Genomic DNA, 16,659 nt, shown 5'->3' with positions numbered 1-16,659 from the left:
AATAAGCTAATCGGCAAATAGGGTATCAGGTACATTGCCTGAAATTTCTGTCAATAAAAATTAACACATAAATTTCCACTTTTTCCAAGCCTCTTTTTAGATTCTCGGCACATCTATTACTCACAAAGTTTGTGGTGAATAAAATTTCTCTTGATGGTTGTATCTTTGTTTGAGGTTGCTTTGTAGAAATGAAGGCTTGATAAGGTTTTAAAATCGTCAGGGGCTCTATTCAAGGATCATGCTATTTTTGTAATGACACAGAAATCAACGTCGAGATTCCTGTTTGAGCTTCCTGGTGCTTCAAATTTATTTCTTTTTGGGTGGCGGATAATTCCTTTAATAGCTTGTTTGTGTAAGTCTTGCGGGTGAGTTGCTTTTCTTCAAAATTACGAAAGTTATGATGTTATAAACAATGGTTGCTCTTTAAAATCTTTAGATAAATGGTATTTTATTGGATATCTATTGAGGACCGATCTCTTTAATGGAGTTGTTTTCAATATTCATTTGCATGACTGTATAGTTCATTTTTAATTAATTTTTAACTTTCTCTTTTGGTGGTTTCTGTCACAGTTCCAGTCTTGATTTTTCCAGTTTAATATATTTAACTGCTTCGCTATTGTGTTTGGCAGAATAATATTTTTGTAAATATTTCTTGATTGAGTAATAAGAAATATAAAATTATCTCTCGCTGTCTGAGATCTAATTTTTTCGTTAACTGGTTCAAATAGTCCATTAAACATTGGGTCAGAAAGGCAGTCGGCCGTTTATTCAGGGAAAGTAATGAAACGTCGCGATCTTTTGAAAGCTGCAGGGGCTATCTCTGCATTACCACTTGCTGGTATGTCCTCAATGACAGCTCAGGCACGTAGCAAGATAACTGATACCGATTTTCCAGAATCCATTATGTATGGCAGCCTGGAGGATTCATCTGGACATTTATCGGTAATCCAGGGGAATTTGCCAGATGATGTTACGGGTCATTTATTGATGGCTGAGGGAATCCCCATCGCTCCTAATCACCTGACACCAAACGGAAAAGGAGCGCTTACACGACTGGATTTTAGCGGCCGAAGTAACAACTCCAATGTTGCTTATACCCGGAAAATGATTCGAACTGCTTCTGCCATTATGCAAGAGCAGGATCTTAGTGGCTTTGACAAATTTAACCTCTTGGGTGGAACTATTTATTCCAGTCCAAATCTGGGCTTCATGAATTATTGCAATACGGCTCCCAATTATATGGGGGATAATCGCTTTGCGATGAGTTATGAGGGCGGTATGCCGTACGAGTTTGACGCAACCACTCTGGAGATGATCACGCCTATTGGTGAAGTGGATGAGTGGGAATCCAGCCTGCCTCCACTACTTGAGAATCTCACACCTAAAAAGTGGCTGTTTCCCCAGATTCGTACGACAGGGCACCCTTTCTTCGACTTGGAAACCGGAGAGTGCATCACTATTAATTATGGTGGCAATATGGGTGACTCAGGTCGCTCTGGGTTTATCCGGCTGATTTCCTGGGATCAGCAGGGAGCTTTCAAAAGCTGGAATATTCGTGATCGCCAAGGGAATAGTGCTTATATTGCTGCCAGCTCACACTCCCTGGGGGTAACACGCAATCACGTCGTGATTTTTGAGACAGCCGCAAGGGTTGAGTCCACACGAATACTTGGCACACGAATTGTACTGCCGCAAGAGCATCGCACGCGCTGCTGGGTGTTGCGCAAAGCGGATATGATAGCTGGCCGTGAGGATATAGTTGCCGACTACTTGGAATTGGGTTTCGATACTTCCGATATTGTTTGTAACTACGATGATAGCGCTGGTGAAATTACCCTCTATGGCCAGTACATGGGGGCTATGGATAAGTCTGAGCAACTGTTCCGCTACGAGATTTTGCAGGAGGGTGGTTTGGTACCCTCTTGGCTATCTGGTTATCCTGCCGCACCGGTAGATGTTGGTGGGCTTGTCCGTGCTCGTATTCAGGTGACTTCCGGTTCTGCGAGGGAGATTAAAGAAGACTATCAGGTTATACGTGATGAGCGTCTTCTGTGGGATATGAATGACCCTGCTTACAGAGGCCACTTCCAGTTCCCCGAGACTTTTGAACACCTGTATTGGGCGGCAGTTGGCTATCGTCCCAATCTGGTTTCTATGCGTGTGTCCTGGGCCTACCGGAACTATCCAGAGCGCCACTTTGGTTACTGGGATATGCCAGAGGAAAGTCGGCCTTCAGCACTGGTTCATATGGACTGTAAGCAAATGCGTATTGCTGATGCATATCAGTTCCCGGATGACTGTGTGATGCGCACGCCTCAATTTATGGCCAGACCCGGCTCCACGGCACAGAATGACGGTTACCTGATTGCTGCTGTGGTTAGGAAAAATCCCACCACCTCAGCTTCCAATGGCAAGGAATTCTGGATTTTTGATGCGGCTGCTTTAAGCCGTGGGCCACTTTGTATTCTTGCCAGTACTTCACTGGAGTTTGCCACCACCAACCATGCCCTGTGGGTACCCTCAATAGGGAGACGTCCCATTGCAGCTTACCGCTCAGGTTATGGAGACTTCCTTCGCGGTAAAGCTCCAGATCATAGCGGTAATGTACAAGACATTATTAACCGGGAGCTGCTGCCCCGATTCGGTTAATTCACTCATCCAATTGAAATGCAATCACAAGGAAACAAAGGCATGTACCATTTACTTTCTTCCGGGCGATGTCGTTTGTTGCGCGGGGCCACCAACTTACTTTGTGCGGCAGGTCTGTTTATTGCTGCAGGGGCTTCAGCAGCACAATTGCCACCACCCATTGAGGTTCCTGAGGTAATTAAGAATTACCAGGGTACCCAGGACTGTTTTCCAGGCGTTATCTATGATCCCTCATCGGTAGCAGAGGTTCAGGATATTGTACGCAATGCCGCTGCGCAGGGGCGTAAGGTAATGGCGGGCACTCGCCGATTTAACAGCCAGATTGATGCTGCCTGTGCAGGAAATGGTGAAGTTCAGGTCACCTTAAAAAATATGGATCAGGTGATTAGCCTGGATAAGGAAAACCGCCTGGTGACCGTTCAGGCAGGAATGCGCTTTAACGACCTGACGGCCTACCTGCGAGAGCATGAGCTTAGCGTTCCTATGGTGACAGAACTAGCCATATTTACAATTGGCGGCATGCTCGGTAGCGGCACTCACGGTTCAACTTTTACACAAAAAAGCAACATGATCTCAGACTATGTCACTGAGCTAAAAATTGTCGATGGCAAGGGAGATCTGCGTGTATTGAGTGGGGAGATGCTCAACGCCGCCCGAGTAAACCTCGGAGTCCTCGGCATAGTGGTGGAAGTCACTATTGAGGCTGAACCCGGTTATAAAGTTCAGGCCAAGGTGAAAGGGCACCGGGATGATGAAGACCTTGAGAGTGTAATACTGGATCTGGCCCGGGATAATCACTCAGCCAATGTTGCCTGGTTCCCCGGACTCGGTCGTTATACGGTAACCACCTATAATAAAGTTCCCCTGGATACCAAAGGAAATGCCTATAATGCCCAGGCGGATGTCTCTGATTTCTCTGAATACCTTTTCGGTCTTATTTTTGACAGCTTACATGAAGCTGACAGCTCTGCCTTGCAGTGCTTTGCAGCGTCCTTGCGTTATACCGCACGTTCCAGTTCTTATTTCAGGGATGTAGATAGCGGCTTTAAGAAGTTTATTAAGCCGACTGGTCATGCGGATCTGATGCAGCACTTTGTTTGTAAGGAGCCTAACAACTGCGTATGGGATAAGCTACCGATTGCCCTGCAGGAAGTTGCCATTCCCTTTGAGGAGCTGCCTAACTGGATTGCGGATGTACGTCAGATTATCGCACACAGTGAGCGAACCTGCTTCCCGTTGAATGGTATCTATTTCCGTTTTGGCAAGGCTTCTGATAGCTACCTGGGCATGAGCGCCGGCCGCGATACTGCGTTTGTGGGTATTGAATATACCTTGCGCCAGCGTGGCGAAGCAGTGCCCAAGAACTACTTCGTAAACCTGGAAATTGAGCAGATGTCTCTGCGCAAGTATGGAGCCAGACCCCATTGGGGTAAGAACTCGGTGGCGATCTTCGAAAATATGCCGTCGCGTTTCCCCAAGTGGTCTCAGTTCCTGGATGCCAAGGCTGAACTGGATCCAAACAACGTATTTACTAATCCCTTCTGGGAGAGGGTGAGTGGGCAAGATCCTTTGGAAAATTACCTGACCCCGGAATGTAATGCGGAAGGCCAATGTTATTGCACGAATGACTCTCATTGTGAGTCAGGCGCAACCTGCCAGGCGGGCAACTGGTATTCTGATGCCCGTATCTGTAAGGCCGAGTAGCCGCTGATACTAAGGCTGTATTAATTGCTAAGGGGGAGCATTTAATGCTCCCCCTTTCTTTAATCATCCAAATCGACTAACGATTATTCTTCCCTGGCTATATGTTCTTTTATGAGCTGGCTAAATTGCTCCGGATTTTCCAGCGGTAGCATATGATTTTCTGAAAGAACTTCAATTAGCTTGGCGCTGGAGATGTGGATGGCTGCAGATTTAGATACTATTCGAAAAAGAGATCTGGTATCGCTGCCAAAGGCAATAGTGGTTGGAATCTGGATTCTCGAAAGGTGGGTTTTATCCAGAGAGGGCTGTTCAGATTGATTCAATTGTAGGGGTAGGGTATGGGTATTTTCCAGTTGTTGGCTGCGGTGATTTTGCGACTGGGAAGAGAAATACCCGACCTTATTACCGGACCCGTCAATTAGGGACTCTACTGCCACTTCGAGATTCCCATCAGAAACGGCCTGGAACACCTTGCCAAACATGGCCTCGGCATCCTGCATATACTTAGCCATCTCTTCATTATCCAGGTGTCCCGGATATCCTGGTTCATAGAGAAATAGGCTTTTAAACAGGGTAGGAGACTTAATTGCAGCATTCAAGGCCACATCGGCTCCATAAGACCAGGCTGCAAGATGCACGGGCTTACTGGTCTTCTCCTTAATAAATGAATTAAGATCCTCGGCATGGGTATCAATTCCAAAGTTGCCATTTGAATCTTGTCCATTTATACCAAAATGTCTCTGGGTAAAATTAACCACAGTGAATTCTTTGGATAGGAGCTGGATGTGCGGTTCCCACATCCTCTCATCTGCAAGGGCGCCATGAAGGAGTATCAAGGTGTCTTTAGGTTTTTTCTGGGATTGATCCATTTTTTGAGTATTGTTATTGGTTTCTGAATTGTTTGTCATGACATTTAGGGCATCGATAGACCTTGGGGCTTCTTATATTTCGAGGCAACTTATTTTTTGTAAAGCTTGATTAGCATTAGGAACCCGATAGCTGCTAAGTTTACCCCAATACCCCAAGGCCTATCACTGAAAATAGCCATGGAATAATTGGCTCCCAGGCTGAAAAAGTAATTACCTCCGTGTGAGGAGTACATGAAAGCAAGGGATATTCCTGTTCCAATTTTATACATCAAGATTGGTGAGGAAAGCCATGGAACCTGGAGGAGAAAAGCGCGTGAAAGCTGTTTGGTATTTGAAGCGGATTTAGAAAATTGCAGTCCGGCATAGAGTGTATATATAAAGACAGTAAGGGCCAGGCCATTCACAATAGCCCCACCTATAGTCCAGCTACTGAAAGCAAAGAAATAATTCAGGGCTGAGACACAGCCCATAAAACCACCTCCGATAGAGGCAATGAGTAACGTCGATCTAATAAAAGTTTGCACTTGTCTTATCCTGCGGGTTTTATAAAAGGTGTAGTTTTCTAGTCGTAGGTATTTTTGCTATTTAAATTTTCACATGTTTATATCCCGCTGGGTTTGGGCAGTAAGTGAATGAGCGGATTTTTACGTCGCTACAAATGGTGGGTGCCGGGGTATGATTCGACTTAGGTGTTTACTTGAGGGGAGCGCCTGGTTATTCCTCAGGCGCTTAAAGCGAAGTAAGATATGAACTTGCCAGCTTCGCAGGAGAGCAATTCTCTCTTACTGTCCCTTCTTTTCCAGTAACTGATCCAATGGTAGTTCTGTTCGGTAGCGTACCTGTTTGAGGGAGAAGCTACTCTTAATATGATCAATGCCCGGTAGCTCGGTGAGCTTCTTGTCCAAGAACTCCTGGTAGGCCTGTAGATTGGGGACCACGACTCGGAGCAAGTAGTCGAAGTCTCCCGTCATTAAGTAGCATTCCATCACTTCCGGCCATTGGCCTATTACGGATTCAAAATCCTGTAATTCTTTTTTGACCTGGTGGTTGAGGGTAACCTGGATAAAGACGCTCACCGGCAGTCCTACTTTTTCCGGCTCCAGTAAGGTCACGGCACGCTTGATAAAGCCTTGTTCATTCAGGTTCTTGACTCGGCGCGAGCATGGGGAAGGGGAGAGGCAGACTTTTTCTGCCAGTTCAATATTGGGAATAGTGGCGTCCTGTTGAAGAATTTCCAGGATCTTTTTATCGATGGCATCCAGTAAATAGGCCATGGTTTTTTCCGTATCTCATCTTTCTGAACGTATACCGGGTTTCCGGCAGTCTCACTTTCAACCTGGCAAACCGGGTAACCTTCCCGTCTATTCATGTCTCCAGTAAACGGTTGGTTTTTATGAACCGATAATGTGAATTACCTGCTAGCTTCAGTCTTCGAGCTAAGCGTGGTAAAGCCTTTGCCGTAGCGTTGCTGTGAAACGGTTTTGTCTTTGTTATAAATACTCACTCTTACCTACATCCCATGTAGCGACCAACTTAGCTACTTTCGTCACACACCCGGTTGCTGTAGCTCTCGGGAGGTATCGGTGGACAGTAGCCCGGGTATTCAGCGCTCAAATGTGGTGGCACATCTGGGCCCTCCCTCTTCGATAGATCCTCCAAAATGTGGCATTTTGAGTGATTTGTTGCCATCAGTTGGCGATCTTTAGCGAGTTGTGTCCGTATTATGCCCTAGTCAGGCCTATTTTGGTATGACCTGCCCAGGCGGCCGATGTTAATTTTAGCGGCTAATCAAAAGCTCTGGTTTGCCTTCAAACTGCTTTACGTCCGCTGAGTTGAAAAAAGTGGCCTGCAGATCCTAAGCACCCAGTAGCGAGAAAAGCAATAAAGAATACACAGGTGGTACCCATGGCAATGGTCGAAGGCGATCAGGAGCTTGGCTTTGATACGGAGTATTCCCTTAAAGCCGCATTTACTCGTGAATCTGGCCGGGTCTTTCTGACTGGTATTGACGCACTGGTGCGCCTGCCCTTGATGCAGAAGCGCATGGATGAATTGGCCGGCCTCAATACCGCTGGCTTTATCTCCGGCTATCGCGGTTCTCCCCTCGGCGGCTACGATCAGGCCCTGTGGCGCCACAAGAAGCTGCTGGCAGGGCACGATATCCATTTTGAGCCTGGTATCAATGAAGATCTGGGGGCTACTAATATCTGGGGCACCCAGCTGGTCGATCATTACCGCAAACAGGCAACACGCGATGGGGTCTTTTCGATCTGGTATGGCAAGGGCCACGGCGTAGATCGCACTGCAGACGTATTCCGTCAGGCAAATATTCAGGGTACGGCCAAACTCGGTGGTGTATTGGCCCTGTGTGGCGATGATCACACGGCTGAATCTTCCATGTTCTCTCACAATACCGACCAGATTTTTGAATCGGTGATGATGCCGCTAATCTTTCCGGCCTCAATCGATGAATATTTGACACTCGGGCTTGCCGGTATCGCCTTATCCCGCTTTTCCGGTTTGTGGGTGGGCTTCAAGACAATTACTGAAACCGTAGAAGCTGGGGCCTCCCTGGTTGTGCCCGGTTTGCCTCAGTTTGTAACTCCCGCAGACTTTCCTGTTCCAGCGCATGGCCTGAATTATGACCCGCACCTCAACTGGCCGGCGGAGCGCTTGGAGTATGAACGTCGTATGTTGCAGGAGCGTCTGCCGGCGGCCCAGGCCTTTGCCTATGCAAATCGCCTGGACAAAACCACCCATAAAGCTGAACACAAACGCTTCGGAATTGTCACTGTCGGTAAGGCCCACGGTGATTTGCTGGAAGCTCTGCAACTGCTCAATTTGAGCGAAGAAGATTTGAACAGAGCGGGCATTTCCATCTTTAAGGTCGCAATGTCCTGGCCTTTGGAGCCCAAGGGCATTGGTGAGTTTGCCGATGGCATGGAGCGCCTTTTGGTCGTCGAAGAAAAGCGTCCATTGGTGGAAGACCAGCTTAAAAACCTGCTTTACGGCTGGGAGGATGGACGCCGGCCGAAAGTGATCGGTAAGAAAGACCTGAATGGCGATGATCTGCTGCCCGCTATTTGGGGATTTGGGCCAGATCAGGTAGCCAAGGCGATTGCCCGTTGGCTGTCAGATACTGATCTGGCAGAGACACTGATTCCTCTGGCTGAGAAGCTGGGTGGGAATGTACCAACTAAAGCCTGCGGTTTGCTTGCGCGGGAACCGATATTTTGTGCTGGCTGCCCGCATAATACTTCCACTAAGTTGCCAGAGGGCAGCCTGGGTAGTGCCGGTATCGGATGTCACATTATGGCGTTGGGTAAAGGCCTGCGCACCGATACTTATTCCCATATGGGGGGTGAGGGTGCCCATTGGGTGGGCCTGCACCGTTTCTCCAGTGCCGAGCATATTTTCCAGAATATGGGTGATGGCACCTACAATCACTCCGGCTTGCTTGCTATTCGTCAAGCTGTGGCCAGCAAAGTCAATATTACCTACAAAATCCTGCTCAACGATGCGGTAGCCATGACCGGCGGCCAGCCCGCTGATGGTGAGGTGAACGCGCCAAGCCTGGCTGCCCAGCTGTTGGCAGAGGGCGTCGGGGAAGTGGTTTTATTGAGCGAAAACCCGGACCACTGGCACGAGCATCGCAACTTGTTACCGGCCCGGATAGAAGTACTGGATCGCTCAGAGCTGGATGCAGTTCAACGTCGCCTTCGTGAGACTCCCGGTGTCACTGCGATTATTTATGAGCAGGTGTGTGCAGCGGAAAAACGCCGTCGCCGCAAGAAAAAGCAGATGGTTGATCCTGCCCAAAGGCTGCTGATTAACCAGCGGGTGTGTGAGGGCTGTGGGGATTGCAGTGTGCAATCCAGCTGTATTGCAGTGGAGCCACTGGAGACACCTTTTGGGCGCAAGCGCCAGATTAACCAGTCCAGCTGTAACAAGGATATGCGCTGTGCCGATGGTTTCTGTCCGAGCTTTGTGACTGTAGAGGGCGGTGAATTGAAAAAGCCACCGGTACAGTCGCTGGCCGAATCCCTGGATTCTGCCATCGCCGAATTACCGGCGGCCCCAGCTGCAGATTTACAGCAGCCACTTAGTATTCTGGTTGCAGGAATTGGTGGCAGTGGTGTACTCACCGTGGCGGCCTTACTGGGAATGGCAGCGCACCTTGAAGATAAAGGCAGCACCACCCTGTATTTCACTGGGTTGTCACAGAAAAACGGTGCGGTGGTAGCCCATGTAAAAGTGGGCGCTCGCCCTGAGTCAATTACCACTGCACGAATTCGCGATGGCGCAGCTGAATTATTACTCGGCTGCGATATGGTGACGGCCGCAGGCCAGCGCCCGAAATTTGCCACCGGAAAGATACGAGCGCTAGTTAATACTGCAGAAGTGCCGGTAGCAGCTTTCGTCCGCAATAATGCGCTGGCATTTCCAGCGGATGCGACCCAAGAGAGTATTGAGTCCCTGTGCGCTGAGTATTTTGCCTTCGATGCAAATAAATACGCTCAGGCCCTTTTTGGGGATACTGTTGCCAGTAATCTAATGATTATGGGGTTTGCCTGCCAGAAGGGCCTGCTGCCTATCGGTGAAGCAGCTTTGGAGCGGGCCATCCAGTTAAACGGCGTCGCGGTGGAAAATAACCTGCGGGCGTTCCGTGCAGGGCGCCTGCTGGCGACTGACCCAAGGGCAATTGAAAAACTGGCGGTTCCAGCGCAGCCAGTAAAAATGATTGAGCCCCAAGAGAGTGTTCAGCAGCTGATCGCCCGTTTGGCAGGTGAATTGAGTGAGTACCAAAATGCAGCTTATGCCCATCAATTCACCCGCCGTATTAAGCAGTTACATCAGGCGGAGCTGTCTCTGCAGGGCACATCCGGAGAGTTGACCCGGGCTGCGGCTAATAGTCTTTACAAGGCCATGGCCTATAAAGATGAATACGAGGTGGCGCGCCTCTACAGTGGCGACGATTTCCAGCGGCAGCTGCGCGAGACTTTCACCGGTGATTACACCCTGAAGTTCCATATGGCGCCGCCATTACTGGCCAGGCCGGATGCCAGTGGCACAGTGCGAAAAATGCAGTTTGGTCCCTGGATGGGTAAGTTGATGCCATTATTGGCACGGGGCAAGGTACTGCGCGGTACCTTTATGGATATATTTGGCTACTCTGGGGAACGTCGCGCAGAGCGCGACTGGGCACACCAGGTGGCCCTGGCCGTAGAGGGAGTAGCAGCTCAACTCAGAGCAGACAATATTGCCACTGCGCAGGAGCTGCTGGAGATCCCGCTCAAGGTGCGTGGTTATGGCCATGTGCGTGAGCAGAAGTTTGCCTTGGTAAAAGAGCGTTGGCAGGAGCTGTTTGGGCTGTTTGTGGATGGAGATCAGGTTTCGATGGTGGCATCCTGATAGCCCGGATCTTTCTCTGGCTATATTAACCTGGGCGGAAGGGGATCAATCGGTTGAGTAATAAACCGCTGATCCCCGTGATGGCTACCGGGGCAGCCACTGCAGAAAAGCACAGGCAGTCCTGGTCCTGGGTGGCAATTGGGCGGTGTATCTGGCCAGGTTCGCGATATACAAAATCTCCCGGCCCATAAATCCCATTGTGGTCAGAGAAGCTGCCGTTTAGAACCACTGCAAACTCTGGCCCCCTGTGGTCGTGTTCTGGCAGCTTGGCTCCCCTGCGTAGACGGTGAAAGGCGACTTCATACTCTCTTTGCCCGGTCCTCACCCGACACACTTCTAAATTGCGAGAAGCTTTTCTCCACTTGCTGCTGGGGTTTTTTTCCAGCAACTTGTTCAATACTTTTGGTAAATGTTCCATTGCCGGGACCTGCTTGATTGATAAGTCCGGTTGTCTAGCAGGTTTTTCCAGATCGGTAATCTTTTCCTGGGTCTGGTCGATACGTGCAATTAAGTATTCGAAAGCCTTGGACTTCAGGGGTTGAGCGGGGCTTTGGTTTAGCAGGGAGCCACCCAGGCAATTGAGGCTGTGGTAGTGTGAGCGACAGTCCGCGCACATCTGGATGTGCGCGGCGACTACCAGGCTAGGTCCGCGTGCCAGGCTGCCGGCGGCGTATTCCAACAGTAAGTTATTATCGGGGTGGTGGCGAATCATACGGCGATCACCTGACAAATCGAGCTTGTAATTTCTTCATTGCCAGGCGCACGCGGGATTTCACCGTGCCCAGCGGTAGGCGCAGCTCTTGTGATATTTCACTGTGGGATTTTCCCTCCATGTAGGCCTTTTCCAGGATATGGCTTTGTTCTGCCGGCAGTGCACTTAAACCGTCGGCAATATCCCGCTCATTGCGTTTATGTTGCAAGAAAAGCAGGGGCTGATTTTCCAGAGCCTCATCCCAGATGTCAGCGACATCTATATCGCCTTCCCGGTGCCGATGGCGCTGGTTGCGGCGCAGCATATCGATACGGCAATTGCGCATAATCGTATAGATCCAGGTGCTGGCAGAGGCCTTACTCTGGTCAAAGCTGGGTGCCTTGTGCCATACCTTGAGCATTACCTCTTGCACCAATTCATCAGCTGCTTCGGTATTGAGTGCCTGGGTGCTACGGCTGTGGTGGAAGCCCTTAATCAGTGGAGCGAAGTGCCGAAAAACACGTTCAAATGCCTGCCTGTCACGCTGGGTACCGACCCGCGTGAGTAATGTACTCCAGTCATCTGCACAGTCCTGGGTGGCTCTCACTGCAATTCCATTGCTATTGAGTTTTTGTATCTGCGCCATCTTAGCGCTCTTTGCTGTATTGTCGATACTTACTACGCTCACTGGAAAGGTATGGATGTGGTTTTTTGAAATTTATTTTGTATCTTGCTTGTGATCCATCCTCAGTGGTTGGGCGTAGATTTAAGGGACAGAAGTGCGGGATATTGTGGAAGAGGCTATGAGCAGTCAAACGCTGGTAAAAGAACTTCAGACTTACTACCAAGATTTTTTGATGCGAGATCCAGCGGATTTATCTGCGATATATAGCGATGACGTTGTTTTTCGCGACCCACTATACCGAATTGAGGGGCTATCAGCGTTAAAAGCGCACTTTGGTGAAATGAGCCGGGGACTTACCCAGTGTCGCTTCCGCTTTGAAGAGGCATCCATTACCCATGAAAGTGCCTGCTTACCCTGGTATATGAACTACTCCCACCAATCCTTGAAAGGGGGCGGCCGTTGCGATTGCGGGGCTGCAGCTTGGTGCGATTTTCGGATAAGGTATTTTATCACGAGGATTTTTACGACATGGGTGCAATGGTCTATGAGCAGGTGCCTCTGCTGGGTTCCCTGATTCGAAAAATCAAGTCGCGGCTGGGCCAGGGCTGACTGGTGGGTGAAATTCGTGATAAGACTGTATGGGTAACCGGCGCCAGCTCTGGTATTGGCCGTGCGCTGGCCCTGCGCCTTGCTCGGCACAATAACTTTGTAATTGCCTCCGCTCGCCGGCGTGAGACATTGGTAGAGCTGCAAAAATGCGCGCCCAGCCGCATCCAGATACTCGACTGTGATGTTGCTGATGATAATGCCATGGCGGCAGTTCCCGCCCGCCTTAATGAGTTTATTGACCACTTGGATATGGTGATTGCCTGTGCGGGTACCTGCGAATATGACAATGATTTACAGCTTGAAAGTGCTATGTATCGACGGGTGTTTGATGCCAATTTCTTCGGTGTCATAAATACCTTGCGCATCGCTCTGCCACTGCTGAGTGTAAGCCCTGCCCCGATATTTGCCGCCCTCGGCAGTCTTTCATCGGTTGTCCCTTTTCCGCGTGCGGAGGCCTATGGTAGTTCAAAGGCTGCGCTCGATTATTTTCTGGCATCGGTGCGTGCCGATTCCTGCCATACAAACCTCAAAGTTGTATGTATTCGTCCTGGGTTTGTAGACACTCCACTGACGGCGCGTAACGATTTCGATATGCCTTTTCTAATCAGCCCGGAGCGGGCTGCAATATATATAGAGAGCGGCCTTTCAAAAGGAAAATCAGTAATCGATTTCCCCCGACGTTTGAGTTGGCCTTTACGATTTTTTGGCTTTTTTCGTTTTATTTGGTTTCGTTTTTGCACACCCAGGATAAGTAGGATTCGCACTTTAAGGAAGAATTGATGCGTATTGCCATTATTGGCAGCGGTATCGCCGGACTCACATCAGCTTACTTACTAAGCCGCAGATATGACATAACCCTCTTTGAGGAACAGGAACGCCTGGGCGGGCATACCGCTACTATCGACATACAGGAGGGTGAGCGCCAACTGGCAATTGATACAGGCTTTATTGTATTCAATGACTGGACTTACCCGAACTTTATTCGCTTGTTGGATGAACTCGGAGTTGAATCCCAACCAACTTCAATGGGATTCAGTGTGCGCTGTGATCGGGAGGGCTTTGAGTACGCTGGTAATAACCTGAATACGCTGTTTTCCCAGCGCTCCAACATACTCAGTGCCGGCCACTGGCGAATGCTTTGGGATATTGTGCGATTTAACCGCGGCGCGTTACGTGATTGGCGAGAAGGGCGCTTGCACGATGGCCTGACCCTGGGCGAATACCTTCCTGCAAATGGTTATTCATCAGAGTTTGCCAATCGTTACCTGGTTCCTATGGGCTCTGCAATCTGGTCGGCTAGCGTGTCGCAGATGCTGGAATTTTCAGTCAGCTTTTTTGTACGCTTCTTTTTTAACCATGGCTTGCTCAATATAGTGCGCAGGCCTCAATGGCGGGTGATCAAGGGTGGGTCACGCTCCTATATAGATCCCCTGGCAGCACCTTATATCGACAGAATACGGCTCTCCACTAAGGTTTGTTCTGTGCGGCGTACAGAGCAAGGTGTGAAGTTATTAACTTCTGCCGGTGAACAACATTCTTTTGATGGGGTGATATTTGCCTGTCATTCTGACCAGGCTTTGCGATGCCTGGATGATGCTTCGGTTCGTGAGCAACAAGTCCTCTCAGCAATTCCCTATGCCTGTAACAAGGTAGTTTTGCATACAGATACCGCTCTGCTGCCGAAGCACAAGCTCAGCTGGTCTAGCTGGAATTACCGCTTACGCGCGGAGCAGGATCAGCTGCCAGTTCTCACCTACAACATGAATATCCTGCAAGGACTACAAACAGAAAAAACCTACTGCGTTACGCTGAATGCGGAAGAGCGAATTCAACAGGAGAAAATCCTGGCACTCTTCGAGTATGCCCATCCGCAATTCTCTGTTGCTGGCTCGCGGGCACAGCAGCAGTGGGCCAGTATCAATGGCGTAAACCGTACTTGGTTTTGCGGCGCCTATTGGGCCAATGGTTTTCATGAAGATGGTGTAAATAGTGCTTTGCGAGTGGCCGAAAGCCTGGGGGTTTGCTGGTGAAGGGGAAATTGTAGTGGAGAGTGCCATCTATACGGGCTGGGTACAGCATCGCCGTTTTTCACCTAGGCAGAATCAGTTTCGTTATAAAGTGTTTATGGTGTATCTGGACCTGGCGGAATTGGATAGCTTTTGTTCTCTTTCGCGGTGGTGGTCAACGCGGGGTTGGGCACCGGCGCGTTTTTGCAGGAAGGACTTCTTTGGTGATCCGGTTTTAAGTCTGGATGAGGCCGTGCGTCGTAGAGTGGAAGATGTTTGTGGAGAGCGTCCGCAGGGCCCTGTGCGTGTATTGGCTAATTGGCGTTATTTTGGCTACAACATGAATCCAATCACCATCTATTACTGTTTTGACGGAGAGGGCAATAAGGTACGCTGGCTTTTACTGGATGTGCACAATACGCCCTGGAATGAACGCCATAGTTATGTGTTGGATTGCCGCTCTGGTGCCCGGGTACAGAAAGTGGCATTTGCCAAAGCTTTCCACGTTTCCCCTTTTATGCCGATTACCCAGGGATACCGGTGGCGCAGTATCACTCCAGGAGATCGACTGACGGCTTATCTGCAGAATTTTGACACGAGTACCGGGGGAGAGAGTGAGCGCCCTCTATTTGATGCTGTACTGAGCTTGCGTCGCCGTGAAGTGAGTAGCGCGGTGCTCAATAGTATCCTGATCCAGTACCCATTCATGACCGCAAAGGTAATAGCCACAATTTATTGGCAGGCGCTGAAATTATGGATTAAGCGCACCCCCGTTTTTTCCCATCCGGGTAGTAAGCGTGGGACTCAGGGAGGAGAAGAGCAACTATGAAAGTCATACAACAGGACCAAAGGGAAGAGAGTACTTCTTTAGCGGGGCTATCAGAGTCATGGATGGTTCGCCTGGCCCGCAGGCTAGTGTTGAGTAAGATGCGGGTAATTGATAGGGGGCATTTGCTTATCGAGGAGGGAGTTAATAAATATCGATTTGGCCAACCTATAGATCAAGCCTGTGTTCGTGCACATATAAAGGTACTGGATGGCAGTGCATACGTACAGGTGTTACTCAATGGCACTATTGGTTCTGGTGAAGCCTACATGCAAGGGGACTGGACTTCACCGTGTCTTCTGAGTGTAATTCGTTTGATGGTCGATAACATGGATCTGATTGAGGATATGGACGGGCGTTGGAGTCAGTTACCACGAATGTTCCTGCGAGGTCTGCATCGATTAAACTCGAATAATCCTAACGGTTCGCGTAGGAATATTGCTGCACACTATGATCTGGGTAACGAATTTTTTCAGCTTTTCCTCGATAAGACCATGCTCTATTCATCGGCAATATTCCCCTCAGAGAAAACGCCGCTATTTGATGCCTCAGTACACAAAATGGGGCATATTTGCCAAAAATTACAGCTAGAGGCCAATGACCATCTACTTGAGATAGGAACCGGCTGGGGCGCAATGGCCATCTTTGCCGCAAAACACTATGGGTGCCGGGTAACTACTGCCACTATTTCTGAAGAGCAGTATGACTATGCCCGAAAGTGGGTACAAAAAGAGGGGCTGCAAGATAAAGTTTCTGTGCTCTTACAAGACTACCGTGATTTGCAGGGAAGTTTCGATAAATTGGTTTCTATTGAAATGGTGGAAGCGGTAGGGCATGAATACCATCGTAAGTTTTTTTCTACTTGCAGCCATTTGCTTAAAGATAATGGTTTGATGGTGATGCAGGCCATTACCATTCAGGATCAACGTTATCAGCAATATCGTAAAGAAGTGGATTTTATCCAGCGCTATATCTTCCCTGGTGGCTGCTTGCCATCAAACCAGGTGGTTGCTCACCATGTGGCGACAGCCACGGATATGCAGATGGTCGATCTGGAAGATATTACCATACACTATGCACATACTATTCGCCACTGGCGCGAGGCTTTTTTGAAGCAGGTGGATGCAATGCAAGCCCTTGGTTTTGATGAACGCTTTATTCGTATGTGGGAATTTTACCTGTGCTATTGCGAGGGTGGATTTATGCAGAGAGTGATCAGTGCCGCACAGTTTATTTTTGCCAAGCCGCGGTTTCTCGGTAGCTTTTGA

13 protein-coding genes and 1 pseudogene are annotated in these 16,659 nt (G+C 49.2%); 9 read left to right on the top strand and 5 right to left on the bottom strand.

Annotated elements, in window-relative coordinates; all coding sequences use genetic code 11:
* Nucleotides 1-780: 780 nt before the first annotated feature.
* Together P3339_RS14350 and P3339_RS14345 are read left to right on the top strand one after the other, a co-directional pair.
* The gene (locus tag P3339_RS14350) at nt 781-2,649 is read left to right on the top strand and encodes a carotenoid oxygenase family protein (RefSeq protein ID WP_282950945.1); all 1,869 of its coding nucleotides are present in this window, start codon (nt 781-783) and stop codon (nt 2,647-2,649) included.
* A 42-nt stretch (nt 2,650-2,691) separates the two neighbouring features.
* Complete coding sequence (locus P3339_RS14345) at nt 2,692-4,353, top strand: D-arabinono-1,4-lactone oxidase (RefSeq protein WP_282950944.1); 1,662 nt, start codon at nt 2,692-2,694, stop codon at nt 4,351-4,353.
* Between the two features lie 83 nt (nt 4,354-4,436).
* Here P3339_RS14345 and P3339_RS14340 read toward each other — a convergent pair whose 3' ends face one another.
* From P3339_RS14340 to P3339_RS14330, 3 genes are all read right to left on the bottom strand, one after another.
* Nucleotides 4,437-5,222 (bottom strand): alpha/beta fold hydrolase, encoded by a 786-nt coding sequence (locus tag P3339_RS14340; RefSeq protein WP_282953598.1) that lies wholly within the window; start codon nt 5,220-5,222, stop codon nt 4,437-4,439.
* An 89-nt stretch (nt 5,223-5,311) separates the two neighbouring features.
* Nucleotides 5,312-5,746: a hypothetical protein gene (locus tag P3339_RS14335; RefSeq protein WP_282950943.1), complete on the bottom strand. Its 435-nt coding sequence runs from the start codon at nt 5,744-5,746 to the stop codon at nt 5,312-5,314.
* Between the two features lie 258 nt (nt 5,747-6,004).
* A complete protein-coding gene (locus P3339_RS14330; RefSeq protein ID WP_020414988.1) occupies nt 6,005-6,496 on the bottom strand; it encodes an Lrp/AsnC family transcriptional regulator in 492 nt (163 codons plus the stop codon).
* Nucleotides 6,497-7,127: 631 nt separating this feature from the next.
* On the opposite strand from P3339_RS14330, the gene P3339_RS14325 reads away from it, so the two are divergent.
* A complete protein-coding gene (locus tag P3339_RS14325; protein WP_282950942.1) occupies nt 7,128-10,634 on the top strand; it encodes an indolepyruvate ferredoxin oxidoreductase family protein in 3,507 nt (1,168 codons plus the stop codon).
* Nucleotides 10,635-10,659: 25 nt separating this feature from the next.
* Here P3339_RS14325 and P3339_RS14320 read toward each other — a convergent pair whose 3' ends face one another.
* Both P3339_RS14320 and P3339_RS14315 read right to left on the bottom strand, forming a co-directional pair.
* The gene (locus P3339_RS14320) at nt 10,660-11,346 is read right to left on the bottom strand and encodes a ChrR family anti-sigma-E factor (protein ID WP_282950941.1); all 687 of its coding nucleotides are present in this window, start codon (nt 11,344-11,346) and stop codon (nt 10,660-10,662) included.
* A 7-nt stretch (nt 11,347-11,353) separates the two neighbouring features.
* Nucleotides 11,354-11,971 carry a sigma-70 family RNA polymerase sigma factor gene (locus P3339_RS14315; RefSeq protein WP_020414991.1) on the bottom strand — a complete coding sequence of 206 codons (618 nt, stop codon included), beginning with the start codon at nt 11,969-11,971 and terminating at the stop codon, nt 11,354-11,356.
* Between the two features lie 157 nt (nt 11,972-12,128).
* On the opposite strand from P3339_RS14315, the pseudogene P3339_RS23550 reads away from it, so the two are divergent.
* The 6 genes and pseudogenes from P3339_RS23550 to P3339_RS14290 form a co-directional block, all read left to right on the top strand.
* Nucleotides 12,129-12,371 (top strand): annotated as a pseudogene (locus tag P3339_RS23550) (nuclear transport factor 2 family protein); the annotation flags it as partial.
* Nucleotides 12,372-12,430: 59 nt separating this feature from the next.
* Nucleotides 12,431-12,559: a hypothetical protein gene (locus P3339_RS14310; protein ID WP_282950940.1), complete on the top strand. Its 129-nt coding sequence runs from the start codon at nt 12,431-12,433 to the stop codon at nt 12,557-12,559.
* 3 nt (nt 12,560-12,562) lie between these two features.
* Nucleotides 12,563-13,339 carry an SDR family NAD(P)-dependent oxidoreductase gene (locus P3339_RS14305; protein ID WP_020414993.1) on the top strand — a complete coding sequence of 259 codons (777 nt, stop codon included), beginning with the start codon at nt 12,563-12,565 and terminating at the stop codon, nt 13,337-13,339.
* Nucleotides 13,339-14,589, top strand: a complete 1,251-nt coding sequence (locus tag P3339_RS14300; RefSeq protein WP_282950939.1) for an NAD(P)/FAD-dependent oxidoreductase — start codon at nt 13,339-13,341, stop codon at nt 14,587-14,589. The genes P3339_RS14305 and P3339_RS14300 overlap by 1 nt, the downstream gene beginning before the upstream one ends.
* Nucleotides 14,549-15,394 carry a DUF1365 domain-containing protein gene (locus P3339_RS14295; protein ID WP_245556726.1) on the top strand — a complete coding sequence of 282 codons (846 nt, stop codon included), beginning with the start codon at nt 14,549-14,551 and terminating at the stop codon, nt 15,392-15,394. The genes P3339_RS14300 and P3339_RS14295 overlap by 41 nt, the downstream gene beginning before the upstream one ends.
* Nucleotides 15,391-16,659: an SAM-dependent methyltransferase gene (locus tag P3339_RS14290; protein ID WP_282950938.1), complete on the top strand. Its 1,269-nt coding sequence runs from the start codon at nt 15,391-15,393 to the stop codon at nt 16,657-16,659. The genes P3339_RS14295 and P3339_RS14290 overlap by 4 nt, the downstream gene beginning before the upstream one ends.

Source organism: Microbulbifer sp. MLAF003 (genome assembly GCF_030012965.1).
Classification (GTDB): Bacteria; Pseudomonadota; Gammaproteobacteria; order Pseudomonadales; family Cellvibrionaceae; genus Microbulbifer; species Microbulbifer variabilis.
Note: the sequence above shows the minus strand (reverse complement) of the source record. Positions and strands in the feature narration are given on the sequence as shown.